This is a genomic window from Bradyrhizobium sp. WCU1, from assembly GCF_053474805.1.
This window is the reverse complement of record NZ_CM130280.1, coordinates 2,749,925-2,763,257: the sequence shown is the minus strand read 5'-3', so window position 1 is coordinate 2,763,257 and position 13,333 is coordinate 2,749,925. Positions and strand designations below refer to the sequence as shown.

The following is a 13,333-nucleotide window of genomic DNA, read 5'->3' as shown; positions in this document are numbered from 1 at the left end:
GATGAGCCCAGAACTCCGCACCAGGTACGTCTTCACCATCACCGCAGCGATCGCCGAGGTGACGTCCGCCGGCGATATCGGCACCGGCGTCCGCCGCATCATTCCGATCATCGGCGGCGAGGTGAAAGGCGAGCGGATCAACGGCAAGGTGCTGCCCTTCGGCGCCGACTTCCAGATCATCCGGCCGAGCGAGCTGATCGAGCTGGAGGCGAAATACGCCTTCGAGACCGACGACGGCGCCGTCGTCTATGTCGAGAACAAGGGCATCCGGTTCGGGCCGGTCGAACTCTTGCACAAGCTCAAGCGCGGCGAGCCTGTCGATCCCAAGCTGATCTATTTCCGCACCGTGCCGAAATTCGAGACCGGCGCCGAGAAGTACCGCTGGCTGATGGAGCACATCTTCATAGGCTCCGCCGCCCGCCACGCCGACCGCGTCGTGATCGACGTGCACCAGGTGCTGTGAAGCTCCGGGCGGGCTCTGTTCGCCCGCACGAGCTGAAGAGCAAAGCTCGGACAGTTCACGGCGCAAAATGCGGGAGCATCAGTCACAGCTGGTGCAACACATCCCGCGTCGTCCTGGCGAAAGCCAGGACCCATTGCCCCAAATCTCAATTGTGCGCGACGTCGAGGCCACGATCCCGTTCATCATCAAATGCGGTGGTTATGGGTCCTGGCTTTCGCCAGGACGACGATCATGAACCCATATTGACTCCTGCGATGATAATTATAAAATATAACTATTCTGAACGGGAAACAATAACGCCATGGGAAACGCTGCCGACGCGGGTGACGCCGCGCTGCTCAGGATCGAGACGCGGGGGGCGGTGCTGACGGTCGGGCTCAATCGGCCCGCCAAGCGCAATGCGCTGAACGACGGCATCATCCTGGCGCTGCGGGACTGCTTTTCCGCCATCCCGGAAGAAATCGGCGCGGTGGTGATCCATGGCGTCGGCGATCATTTCTCGTCCGGCCTTGACCTCTCCGAACTGACCGAGCGCGACGCCACCGAGGGGCTGGTGCATTCCCAGATGTGGCACCGCGTATTCGACCGCATCCAGTATTGCCGCGTACCTGTGATCGCCGCGCTGAAGGGCGCTGTCATCGGCGGCGGGCTGGAGCTGGCCTGCGCCGCGCATATCCGCGTCGCCGAGCCGTCGGCCTATTTCGCGCTGCCCGAGGGCCAGCGCGGTATCTTCGTCGGCGGCGGCGGATCGGTGCGGCTGCCGCGCCTGATCGGCGTGCCCAGGATGGCCGACATGATGTTGACCGGACGGGTCTATTCGGCGACCGAGGGCTCAGCCTACGGCTTCTCGCAATATCTCACCGAAGCCGAGGGCGCGTTGCCCAAGGCGCTGGAGCTTGCCGAGCGCGTCGCCGCAAATGCGCCGCTGACCAACTTCGCGGTGTTGCAGGCGCTGCCGATGATCGCCGAGGCCAATCCGCAGACCGGCCTGCTGATGGAATCGCTGATGGCGACGGTGGCGCAGAGCGACAAGGAAGCCAAGAAGCGGATCCGCGCCTTCCTGGATCGCAAGACTGCCAAGGTGAAGCCGACATGAGCGCCACGATGTCTGCATCAGCAGCGAGTGTGCATCCGTTGCGCCCGATCTCGTTCGGCAATCCCGCCGTCACCGTCGAGCGCCGCGACGACGGCACGATCTATCTTCGTCCCAAGCTGAAGCTCGCCGACTTTCCGGTACGCCTCACCGACCGGCTGCATCACTGGGCGAACGCTGAGCCGAACCGCGTGTTCATGGCGGAGCGCGCCGGTAGCGACTGGCGGCGAATCAGCTACGCGCAGCTGTTCGAGGCCACACGGCGCATCGCCTCCGCGCTGATCGCGCGCGGATTGTCGGCAGAACGGCCGATCGTGATACTGTCGGGCAATTCGATCGATCACGCGCTGATCGCGCTCGGCGCGCTCTATGCCGGCATTCCGTTCTGTCCGGTCTCGCCGGCCTATTCGCTGGTGTCGCGCGACTACGGCAAGCTCGGTTACGTCATCAAGCTGCTGACGCCCGGTCTGGTCTTCGTCGATGACGCCGACAAATTCGCCGACGCGTTGCGCGCCAACGTGGCGCCCGAGGTCGAGATCGCGGCAAGCCGCGGCGCGGTGCCCGGCCGCGAGGTGACACGGCTCGCCGATCTGATGGCGACGCCGGAAGACGGCCGCCTCGACGCGATCCATGCGGCCGTCGGTCCGGACACGATCGCGAAATTCCTGCTGACGTCGGGTTCGACCGGCAACCCGAAGGCCGTGATCAATACCCAGCGGATGATCTGCGCCAACCAGGTGATGCTGCGCGAGACGCTGGCGTTCCTGAAGGACGAGCCGCCTGTGATCGTCGACTGGCTGCCATGGAATCACACCTTCGGCGGCAACCACAATGTCGGGCTGACGCTCTATAACGGCGGTTCGATGTATCTCGATGAGGGCAAGCCGATGCCCGGCGGCATCGAGGAGACCGTGCGAAACCTGCGCGAGATCTCGCCGACGGTCTATTTCAACGTACCCAAGGGCTATGAATCGCTGCTGCCCTATCTGCGTGACGACGCCGACTTGCGGTCGAAATTCTTCCACCGGCTCCACGCCATGTTCTTTTCCGGCGCCGCGCTGTCGCCGTTCGTCTGGAACAGCCTCGATGCGCTCGCCGTGCAGGAGAAGGGCTATCGCGTCCCCATGCTGACCGGGCTCGGCGCCACCGAGACCTCGCCGTTCTTCATGTCGGTACGTCCCGACACCAGCCGCTCCGGCCATGTCGGGCTTCCGGTGTCGGGCAATGACGCGAAGCTGGTGCCCAACAACGGCAAGCTCGAGGTCCGCGCCAGGGGCCCGAACGTGACGCCCGGCTACTGGCGGCAGCCCGAGTTGACCGCCAAGGCGTTCGACGAGGAAGGCTTCTACAAGTTCGGCGATGCGTTGAAGCCCGCCAACCCCGGCGATCTCGATGCCGGGTTCGATTTCGACGGCCGTATCGCCGAGGATTTCAAACTGGCGAGCGGCACCTGGGTCAGCGTCGGGCCGTTGCGGGCGCGCTTCGTCGGCATCTGCGCGCCGCTGGTCCGCGACGTCGTGATCGCGGGGATCAACCGCGACGAACTCACGGCGATCGTGATCCTCGATCTCGATGGCTGCCGCCTGATCAATCCGGCGCTTGCCTCTGGCGACATCGCGGCCGCAGCCAACGATCCGCTGGTGCGCGCTGCCTTCCGCGAGCGCTTCGCGCGTGTGCTTGCAAGCGCCACCGGCTCGTCGAACCGGATCGCGCGGGCAATCCTGCTCGACGCGCCGCTGTCGATCGATCGTGGCGAGGTCACCGACAAGGGCTCAATCAACCAGCGCGCGGTGCTTGAGCATCGCACCGACATCATCGATGCGCTCTATGCACCGGTGCCGCCGGCATCGGTGATCACGTCAATCTGATTCTCGAAGAGAGGAGAATGCCATGCAGTTGAAGGACCAGGCCGCCATCGTCACCGGCGGCGCATCGGGATTGGGCGCTGCGACGGCGCGGCGGCTGGCCGCGCAAGGCGCCAAGGTTGCGGTCTGCGATCTCAACGCCAAGCTCGCCGAGAGCGTCGCGGCGGAGATCGGCGGCATTTCCGTTGTCTGCGACGTCGCGGATGCCGCGGCAGCAGAAGCAGCGGTCGCGGCCGCCGCCAAGGCGCACGGTCCCGCGCGTGTGCTGGTGAATTGCGCCGGCATCGGCGTTGCAAAGCGCGTGATCGGCCGCGAAGGCCCGATGGCGCTTGCCGACTTCGACAAGGTGATCAAGGTCAATCTGATCGGCTCCTTCAACATGCTGCGGCTCGCGACCGCCGAGATGTCGAAGCTCGAACCGCTCGCGACCGGCGAGCGCGGCGTCGTGATCTCGACCGCCTCGGTCGCGGCCTATGACGGCCAGATCGGGCAGGCGGCCTATTCCGCCTCCAAGGGCGGTATCGTCGCGATGACGCTGCCGATCGCGCGCGAGCTCGCTCAGTTCGGCATCCGCGTGCTGACCATCGCGCCCGGCCTGTTCATGACGCCGTTGCTGGCCGGCCTGCCGCAGGAAGCCCAGGACTCGCTCGCTGCCGCGATCCCGTTCCCGCGCCGGCTCGGCCAGGCCGACGAGTTCGCTTCGCTGGCGCTGCACATGATCGACAATCCCTATCTGAACGGCGAAGTGGTGCGGCTCGATGCCGCGCTCCGGATGGCGCCGCGCTGACGCATGATCCGGAAGAGCGTGAACGCTCTTCCGGATCGCCATGCTCGATCGAGGAAAAACCATGTTCGTCAACCGGCGTGACGTGCAGATCCAGTGGGGCGATTGCGACCCCGCCAACATCGTTTACTACCCGCGCTACTTCGCGATGTTCGACGATTCGACCTCGATCATGTTCGAGGCCGCCGGCTGCTCGAAACAGGACCTGGTCCACAAATACGGTCTGGTCGGCATTCCCATGGTCGATACGCGGGCGAAATTCCACATCCCGTCGACCCATGGCGACTGGATCACCATCGAGAGCCGGATCGAGAGCATCAAGCGCTCGAGCTTCGAGGTGGTGCACCGCGTGTTCAAGGGCGAGCGGCTTGCGATCGAGGCATTCGAAACCAGGGTGCTGGTCGGCCGCCACCCGGACGATCCGGCCAAGCTCAAATCGGCACCGTTTCCGCAGGAGATCATCGACCGCTTCATGAAGGGCTGACTCGCGGTCTCTCATGACTCGACTTTCGGAGCATGATCCTCCCGGAAAACCGGTTTCCACTTTTCCGGATCATGCTCTAAAGAAGGGGCTGAATTGGCCCGCAAAACCGGTTTAAACCCAAAAACATATCCGCAGGGAGGAATGAATGAGGAAAGCCACTCTTGCCGCAGCAGTGCTCGCAGCAGGTTTTATGCTGCCGGGCATGACCGCGCAGGCGCAGACCAATGAAATCACCATCGGCATCTCGATCTCGACCACCGGCCCCGCCGCGGCGCTCGGCATCCCCGAGCGCAACGCGCTGGATTTCGTGCCGAAGGAGATCGGCGGCGTGCCGCTGAAGCTGATCGTGCTCGACGACGCCGGCGATCCGACGGCTGCCACCACAAATACCCGGCGCTTCGTCACCGAGTCCAAGGCCGACATCATCATGGGCTCCTGCATCACGCCGACGACGATCGCGGTGTCGACGGTCGCCAACGAGGCCGGCATCCCGCATTTCGGCCTCGCGCCGTTCCCGATCAACGACGCCCGCGCGAAATGGTCGGTCGACCTGCCGCAGTCGATTCCGATCATGGGCAAAGTGCTCTACGAGCACATGAAGGCGCACAACATCAAGACCGTCGGCTATATCGGCTATTCGGATTCCTACGGCGACCTCTGGGTCAACGACTTCAAGGCGCAGGCCGTGCCGATGGGCCTGACCATGACCGACGAGGAGCGCTTCGCGCGTCCGGATACGTCGGTCGCGGGCCAGGTGCTGAAGCTCGTCGCTGCCAACCCCGACGCCATCCTGGTCGGCGCCTCCGGTACCGCCGCAGCGCTGCCGCAGACCGCGCTGCGCGAGCGCGGCTACAAGGGCCTGATCTACCAGACCCACGGCGCCGCCACGATGGACTTCATCCGTATCGCTGGTGCCTCCGCGGAAGGCGTCATCATGTCGGCCGGCCCGATCATGTCGCCGGAGACCCAGCCCGACAGCGCGCTGACCAAGAAGCCGGGCCTTGCGCTGAACACGGCCTACGAAGCCAAGTACGGCGCCAACAGCCGCAGCCAGTTCGCCGGTCACTCCTACGATGCGTTCCAGGTGCTGAACCGCATCATCCCGGTGGCGCTGAAGACCGCCAAGCCCGGCACGGTGGAATTCCGCGAGGCGATCCGCCAGGCGCTGATCTCCGAGAAGGAGATCGTCGCGTCCCAGGGCGTCTACAACTGGACCGAAAAGGACCGCTACGGCCTCGACGACCGCTCGCGCATCCTGCTGACGGTCAAGGACGGCAAATACGTCCCGGCGCTGTGAGCCGGCCGCGATCTGCGAAACGAAAAGCCGGTCCCGATCCGGGGCCGGCTTTTTCTGCAGGCAGGATTGTAGCTGAGCGGGTGAGCGCGGGCGGTAGCTAACAGGCCGTCCAAAGCGCGCCGGAAGTTGGGTTGAGGTAAACGCCTTGCTATGTTGACTACCTTAGATAGATCGAATTAGATCGCATAATTTTGACGAGTTCTAGTCCGGTTTGATCATGATTGTTGTTAGGTCGGAATTTCGGGTAGTCCGGGGATTTTTGAACAGACTTGCGGTGTTCTGTCCGGGCGCGCCTCTCAACGGAGACCCTCCGGCACCCGAATCGATCGCGGCGAATTTCTACGCCAGGCAGGGGAGCGGCCCGAGACGCTCAGCTTCGCTTGGCATCGACTTGTCTGACGTTGAAATAATCAGTCTTGGCCTCCGCCTGAGACTACAATTAGATCAACACAGATTGTTCGACCATCTGAAAGGTACGTCAAAATTTGAAATACTTCGTGTGCTCGCATTGGGCGAACAGTTTTGCGGGGACCCTATTGATCGTCGGCAACTTGAAGCTCTCGACGATATCGACTACTCCATCGTAAATTCGCTTCTCCTCTCGAATATCGTTCGATCACCTGGCTACTCCAGACTGTCAGGGTTTCTGCTTCGTAAGATCGATCATCATTTAGATAGAGCGATCACTTCGAGCATTGACGACTGTACATCGCTCTCGGCCGCGATGAGCTCCTTTGGCTTAAGCACCGAGTTGCAATCGCTAGCTCAGCTAAGCGATGCTTTCTACGCTCTGAAGCAACTCAAGTGGCCGCTGTTCGGGTCCGACCTATTGGTGCTTTTGCAGGCGCTATCTGATTCAACTTGGTCCCTGAGCCTCAAGCAGCTAGAAATTTTGGTCCCTATTGCAGGGGTGTGGAGACTCAAGACCATTGTGAGTCGGCTGATCGTATTGAGGTCTGTGAACAACTTCAGCGGTGAAAGTGAATACTTTAAGCGTCACTCGGATGAGGTGTTGATCGAGTCAAAGCTGCCCAACCATTTGAAAGCCTACATTGCGCGGGGGTTAAGCGACGGAGATTTCTTCAGGAGAGCCAAGCGCTATATTACAGATCCAATAGAAGGATCTATCGTATTCTCACTTCAATTCTATTCGTATTTGGAAAGACAAGAATTCAACAAGCTTCTAATTTTGGTCCGGGATCAATATGAGCGTGATCCTGCTTCGCTGGCCTTCATAAACTGGGATATGTTTCATGAGCTAGCGCCCGTAGGCTGGGGACAGCAGTACTTACTGAACATCTTGTTGTCGGTGATTCTACTTTCTCCACAGATCATATCTCGGTTCGAGAGCGTCGAGTTTAGCTACGGAGAAGGCTTCGTTACTAACCAGCTGATCAACTACGTAAATTATCTCAAATCCCATAATCAAGGACTTGCCCAGTTCGCGCGTAGTATCTCCAATATGAGAGAGAAAGCGCGAGGCGTTGTAGCTGCTTTCGTTCTTCAGAAGAGCGTCATTGAAGTTTACGCTTACGCATTTCGGGACAAGCCAGTCGGTTCGAAGCTGAACATACCAATGGCTGATCTGGAGGTTTGTCATGCGCGAATGCGCTTGGCTTACCTCTTCCGCGAAAGCGAGACGCTGCCGGCCGACTATTGTGATCGGATAATCGCGGAGGAATCGGCCTTTCGAAAAATGTACCGATTTCAAGCAGTGTTTCGGAGCAGTCGGATTCGAATTGATTGGAAATATCTAGAGATGGAAATTGCCGATACGATTGATGCGGATTTCGGCTTCTTGTTCAGAACGATTCGTGTCGTCGGAGCGCCTGCGACAGGCTCAACGGCCGATATCATGGCGACGATCATCGCTCAACGTGTCTGTGAACTTACTCTATTCGAATCAGCAACAAGCCTAGAGAGGGCGCTCAGCAATAATTTAAGGCACGGCGTCGTGATACCTCGTTTTCTGAAGGTTTTTACGGATGCAATATCAAATCAGACTTCGTCGAAACCGCTCAGCGGGCAAACAAACCGGGCGTGGTATGAGGCAACTTTCGCTCTTGGGGGGAGTCGGCTTTTCAAGCTCGAAGATGAGATAATTTCACTCATCGGCGACTACCAAGAGGAATGGCTGAAGGTAAATCGAGATGGACGCTTCTATCAGGAATTGGTTCAAGCTGTTGCTACTCTTATTATCAAACACATTGCGAAGGGGCACAACTTCCGCTTCGACGATCTCGTCGGCCAACTGATCGAGCTTCAAAAGCGAGCAATTTCCGACATCTTGGGGGCCTCACGCAATCACCTGGTCGGAGAGATTAGGCCTCTTATCGAGAAGCTCGTTGGTGTGGCTAACGTCGACATCAGGCCGCTGAATGATATCGGCTCGAGTGAGTTTTTGGACAGCCTAACTATCAATCTGCACAACGCTTTCAATCAGGTTTCTGGATGGATCTCTCTCGTCGATTTCGAAGAAAGTAGATTGATCGAATTTGAGATAGGAGACCTTATCGACGAAGAGTCCAACACCTTCATTATCTCGGACCGATCAAAGGCTAGGATTAAGTTTGAGTGCGTCGATCGGCGTAGCAATCGCCCGATTCGCATTAAAGATATCAAGGTGTCGGGAAGAGCATTCGAACTGTTCGATCAAATCATTCACAATGGCCTTTCGAATGCGCGCAAGAGAAGCGTGCTTAGAAATGATACCGAGATTCTGATTAGAGTGACGCGGGATGTATCAGATTTAACTATCTGGATAGGAAACAACTTTGCGAAGGGGCAACTGGGCGCAATGCGAAAGCATCAAGCTCGAGCCAAAAAAATTGTCACGCGCGCCACTAGACCGCGGAAGTCGAAGGGCAAAAGACGAGTGAATAGCTACAAGGAGGGAGGGTATGGCTTTCTCAAGGTGATCGATGCTTGTGAACGGTTGCTTAAAGTTCCTCCCGTTTTTAACTTTCCGATCATTAGCGCCGAGGATGGCCAATTCATTGTCGAGATTAAGCTGCCCGGCGCCGAGGCTCTTTTGGTATGAGGCACGTTCTGATCGTTGAGGACAATGTTCTGAAGGAGGCCCGGATAAGGGATGTCCTCAGCTTGATTCCAGAGATTGAGTTCACTGTCTGTAGGTCGGTTAAGGCTGCATATCCGTTGCTTGAGGTGCAGCAATGGAATCTCATTTTGCTGGATATGAGCTTTCAAGTTAGTCCTGACAGCGGCACCGAGATTAAGAAGAAGCCATTGGCTGGCCGGCAGATACTCCAGTTTATGCGAGCTCGTAATTTGATGCTCCCGGTTATCGTCGTTACTCAACACGCGTCATTCTCAGAGGGACAGACTGTCATTGCAAGTATCAAGGATTTGGACACGAAGCTTCGACGTTATTTTCCGGGAATCTACCAAGCAACTGTCTACGTCGATCTAGCTACGGACGGCTGGCACGATGAGTTAATTAGCTATTCTAAGAGAGCGATCTATGGCTAGTAGGTTCAACATCCTAGTCATCGAGGATGCACACGAGAAAAGCGATGCGATTCGCCTTGGATTGCTCGATCGGGTTTCCGAGCCTGAGTTGACGATAGAGCTAGTGTCGAATTTGGTTGAGGCTCTGAAGCTCTTAGAGGTTAACTACTACGACTTGGTCATATTGGATATACTCATCCCGGCAACCGACCGTGGCTCTCCGCGAACTGAAAACTCGAGAGCGATCATTGAACAGCTCGCGTCTGGTAGCCTGGTCATGCCCGCTTGTGTCGTTGGGCTCACTGCGTACGAACAGGAGTATCAAGCTGAGCTTCGGTACTATGCGGAGAATCTATTTTCGATAGAGCAGTTTAGGCCTGACAGCGATGATTGGCTCAAAAGCATCGTCAGTAAGATCAAATTCATCGCAAAATGGAAGGCGGCTTATGGCCGAGCTCATAGTGCGAGTTATGACTATGACGTGGTCTTAGTTACGGCTCGTTTTCAGAATGAGTACAAGCCGATTGTGGATAGCATTCAATGGGCCAGCGGACCCAACGATGACATTCAGCTCTTTCGAGATAGGCGTCTCAAAACGGGGGCAATTCGGTTTGGAGAGCGTGTTTTGCGGGCTGCTGTGTATTGCATTGAGGGAATGGGGTTGGCGCCCGCCGCGGCTGTGGCCGAGCAGCTTATTGGTCAACTTAGACCGAAGCTTCTGGTTATGTTGGGCATGTGCTGCGGCTTTAGGCAGGAAAAGTGTCAAAATCGGAGTGCGTTGGGGGATGTTATCGTGGCTCGGCAGGCTGCATGCTGGGATGAGGGAAAGTACGGGGAGTTGGCTGAGGAAGGGTTCTTCTTTAACCGAGCGCTGCCGGTATCTGTTGATGGTCATCTGGACCGCCTAATTTCCTCACTGTTGGAGTCGGAAGGAGAAATCTTCAGATCTGCGGTTAGCGAGGTGTGGAACGAACGAGGGTCAAAGAATCTAAGAAAGAAATTTAAGGCGGACGTGGGTGACTATCCCGATGTGAAGTACGGACTATTGCTTTCTGGTAGTAGCGTCGTGGCGCACGACGTGAAGGGGGACGAGATAATCAACCGCTTCCCGAATGCTCTCGGGCTCGAGATGGAAATATTCGGCTTCTTCAAGGCCATAGAATTAGCGGTGGGTGCTAAGCCTGCAATGATGGCTGTAAAGGGCGTTGCTGACTTTGGTGATGGATCCAAGCACAAGCTATTTCAGCCACTAGCTAGTAGGCTTTCGTACTGTGTGGCGAGCGAGATCATCTCCAACTACTTTAATAGGATTGACGGGCAGTCCAAAAAGTAGGTATCGAACGGCTCGTTCCATGCTCCATGCCATCCGCAAATAGCTCTAAATCGCGCTTTAGCCTTCGTGCTGGAAGCCGAGATAGCTCGCGGCGACGCCCTTGTTGGCGGCGATGTCCTTTGCGGAGCCTGACAGCACGAACTCGCCGAGCTCCATCACATAGGCGCGGTCGGCGATCTGCAGCGCGGCCTGGGCGTTCTGCTCGACCAAGAGCACGGAGACGCCGGCTGCGCGGAGCTCGCCGACGATGCGGAAGATGTCGGCGACGATGATCGGGGCGAGGCCGAGGCTCGGCTCGTCCAACATCAGGAGTTTCGGCGCGCCCATCAGCGCACGGCCCATCGCGAGCATCTGCTGCTCGCCGCCGGATAGCGTGCCGGCAAGTTGCTTGCGGCGTTCCTTGAGCCGCGGAAACAGCGTGTAGACCCGCTCCAGCGAGGTGGCAGCGACGCCCTTCGCGATCCGGAACGCGCCGAGCTCCAGATTGTCCTCGACATTCATGGTGCCGAACAATTCGCGATGCTCCGGCACGAGGCTCAGGCCGGTTGCGACGCGGTCCTCGATATCCAGCGGCGCCATGTCGACGCCGGCGAAGGTGGTGCGGCCCCTCAGCGGCAGCACGCCCATGATGGCGTTGAGCAGCGTGGTCTTGCCGGCGCCGTTGGCGCCGATGATGGTGACGATCTCGTTGCCCGCGACCTCGAGCGAGACGCCGCGCACCGCCTCGACCTTGCCGTAGGAAATGTGGACGTCGGTGACCGACAGCAGCGCGGTCATGCGGCGGCTCCGAGATAGGCCTTGATCACGTCGGGATTGCGCTTGATCGTGGCCGGCGTGCCCTCGGCGATCTTGGTGCCGAAATCGAGCACCACGATGCGGTCGGCGAGATCCATCACGAAACCCATGTCGTGCTCGACCAGCAGCACCGACATGCCGCCGTCGCGCAACTGCCGGAGCAGCGCGGCCAGCCGCTGCTTCTCCATGTGGCGCAGTCCGGCGGCCGGCTCGTCGAGCAGCAGCAGCATCGGATCGACGCACAGCGCACGCGCGATCTCGACGATGCGCTGCTGGCCGAGCGACAGCGAACCCGCGAGCTGATCGATCTGGTCGGACAGCCCGACGCGCGCGATCTGCCGTGCGGCTTCCGCCAGCAGTTTCGCCTCGTCAGCGCGATCGAGCCGCAGCATGCTGGAGATCGCGCCGGAATTGCCGCGCAGATGCGCGCCGATCGCGACGTTCTCCAGCACGGTCATGTCGGGCACCAGCTTGACGTGCTGGAAGGTGCGTGCGACGCCGAGCTTGACCACTTCCTGTGGCGGCGCGTTCGCGACTTCGTTGCCGAGCACGGCGATCTTGCCACTGGTCGCGGTCAGCACGCCGGTGATCAGGTTGAAGGTCGTGCTCTTGCCGGCGCCGTTGGGGCCGATCAGCGCGACGATCTCGCGGGCGTTGACGTCGAACGAGACGTCGTTCACCGCGAGCACGCCGCCGAACTGCTTGCGTGCTTTATCGATATGCAGCAGCACCGGGGACGTTCCGGGCGCGCGCTCACGATGCTCCAATTTAACTGAAGTATCCGGCGTCTTGCGTCCCGGCTTGAACGGCAGCTTCGACATGAGCCAGGGCCAAACGCCCTGCGGCGCCAGTTGCAACAGGAGCACGAGCATGATGCCGAACACGATGGTCTCGAGCTGGCTCTGGCCGCCGAAGATGTAGGGCAGGTAACTCTGCAGCACCTCCTTCAGGATCACGACGATGGCGGCGCCGAGCACGCCGCCCCAGACGTAACCGGCGCCGCCGACCACGGCGATGAACAGATACTCGATGCCGGCCTGTGCGCCGAACGGCGTCGGGTTGGCGGCGCGTTGGAAATGCGCATAGAGCCAGCCGGACAGGCCGGCCAGAACAGCGGCATAGATGAACACCAGCAGCTTGGCGCGCGGCGTCTGCACGCCGAACGCTTCGGCCGCGACATGGCCGCGCCGCAACGCGCGGATGGCGCGCCCGGTGCGGGAGTCCAACAGGTTCATGGTGAGCAGCGCGGCGAGCAGCACCGCGATCCAGATCGCGTAGTAGATCGTATCCGGGCTCAGCATCTTGAACGCGCCGATCGAGAGCGGTGGAATGCCGGAGATGCCGTCGTTGCGGCCGAGGAATTCGAGTTTGCTGAACAGATAGAACAGGCCGATGCCCCAGGCGATGGTGCCGAGCGGCAGATAATGGCCTGACAGCCGCACCGTGACGAGGCCGAGCAGCACCGCGGCGATGCCGCTGACCACAAGCGAGGCGGGCAGCGTCAGCCACGGCGAGACGCCGTAGGCGGTGGTCAGCACCGCCGTGGTGTAGGCGCCGAAGCCGCAGAACGCGGCCTGTCCGAACGAGGTGAGACCGCCGACGCCGGTGAGCAGCACCAGCCCCATCGCGACCAGCGAGGCGAGGCCGATATTGTCGAGCAGCACGATCCAGAACGGCGGGATGCCCGGCAGCAGCGGGATCACCGCCAGCACGAGCGCGAAGATGATGAGAGGCAGCCGCTGCGCCATCGC

At 59.7% G+C, this 13,333-nt stretch carries 11 protein-coding genes; 9 read left to right on the top strand and 2 right to left on the bottom strand.

The genetic code is table 11. The features are described from left to right. The first annotated feature begins 1 nt into the window (after position 1). The 9 genes from ACTUWL_RS12795 (at position 2) to ACTUWL_RS12755 (ending at position 10,787) form a co-directional block, all read left to right on the top strand. Entirely contained in the window at positions 2-463 is a 462-nt protein-coding gene (locus ACTUWL_RS12795; RefSeq protein WP_021081415.1) for a DUF3237 domain-containing protein, read from the top strand. Positions 464-764: 301 nt separating this feature from the next. Then, complete coding sequence (locus tag ACTUWL_RS12790) at positions 765-1,559, top strand: crotonase/enoyl-CoA hydratase family protein (protein ID WP_021081416.1); 795 nt, start codon at positions 765-767, stop codon at positions 1,557-1,559. Then, positions 1,556-3,424 (top strand): feruloyl-CoA synthase, encoded by a 1,869-nt coding sequence (locus ACTUWL_RS12785; RefSeq protein WP_021081417.1) that lies wholly within the window; start codon positions 1,556-1,558, stop codon positions 3,422-3,424. Before ACTUWL_RS12790 ends, ACTUWL_RS12785 begins: the two co-directional genes overlap by 4 nt. 22 nt (positions 3,425-3,446) lie before the next feature. Then, positions 3,447-4,208, top strand: coding sequence for an SDR family NAD(P)-dependent oxidoreductase (locus ACTUWL_RS12780; protein WP_021081418.1), 762 nt, complete (start codon positions 3,447-3,449; stop codon positions 4,206-4,208). Positions 4,209-4,269: 61 nt separating this feature from the next. Then, a complete protein-coding gene (locus tag ACTUWL_RS12775) occupies positions 4,270-4,689 on the top strand; it encodes an acyl-CoA thioesterase (protein ID WP_021081419.1) in 420 nt (139 codons plus the stop codon). 145 nt (positions 4,690-4,834) lie between these two features. After that, positions 4,835-5,986 (top strand): ABC transporter substrate-binding protein, encoded by a 1,152-nt coding sequence (locus tag ACTUWL_RS12770; protein ID WP_021081420.1) that lies wholly within the window; start codon positions 4,835-4,837, stop codon positions 5,984-5,986. Positions 5,987-6,440: 454 nt separating this feature from the next. Beyond that, positions 6,441-9,026, top strand: coding sequence for a hypothetical protein (locus tag ACTUWL_RS12765; protein WP_146160390.1), 2,586 nt, complete (start codon positions 6,441-6,443; stop codon positions 9,024-9,026). Next, positions 9,023-9,475, top strand: a complete 453-nt coding sequence (locus ACTUWL_RS12760; RefSeq protein ID WP_021081422.1) for a response regulator — start codon at positions 9,023-9,025, stop codon at positions 9,473-9,475. The genes ACTUWL_RS12765 and ACTUWL_RS12760 overlap by 4 nt, the downstream gene beginning before the upstream one ends. After that, a complete protein-coding gene (locus tag ACTUWL_RS12755; RefSeq protein ID WP_021081423.1) occupies positions 9,468-10,787 on the top strand; it encodes a phosphorylase family protein in 1,320 nt (439 codons plus the stop codon). Before ACTUWL_RS12760 ends, ACTUWL_RS12755 begins: the two co-directional genes overlap by 8 nt. 57 nt (positions 10,788-10,844) lie before the next feature. Here the strand turns inward: ACTUWL_RS12755 and ACTUWL_RS12750 are convergent, their stop codons facing one another. Beyond that, positions 10,845-11,564: an ABC transporter ATP-binding protein gene (locus ACTUWL_RS12750; RefSeq protein ID WP_021081424.1), complete on the bottom strand. Its 720-nt coding sequence runs from the start codon at positions 11,562-11,564 to the stop codon at positions 10,845-10,847. After that, positions 11,561-13,330, bottom strand: coding sequence for a branched-chain amino acid ABC transporter ATP-binding protein/permease (locus tag ACTUWL_RS12745; RefSeq protein ID WP_021081425.1), 1,770 nt, complete (start codon positions 13,328-13,330; stop codon positions 11,561-11,563). The genes ACTUWL_RS12750 and ACTUWL_RS12745 overlap by 4 nt, the downstream gene beginning before the upstream one ends. Between the last annotated feature and the right edge of the window lie 3 nt (positions 13,331-13,333).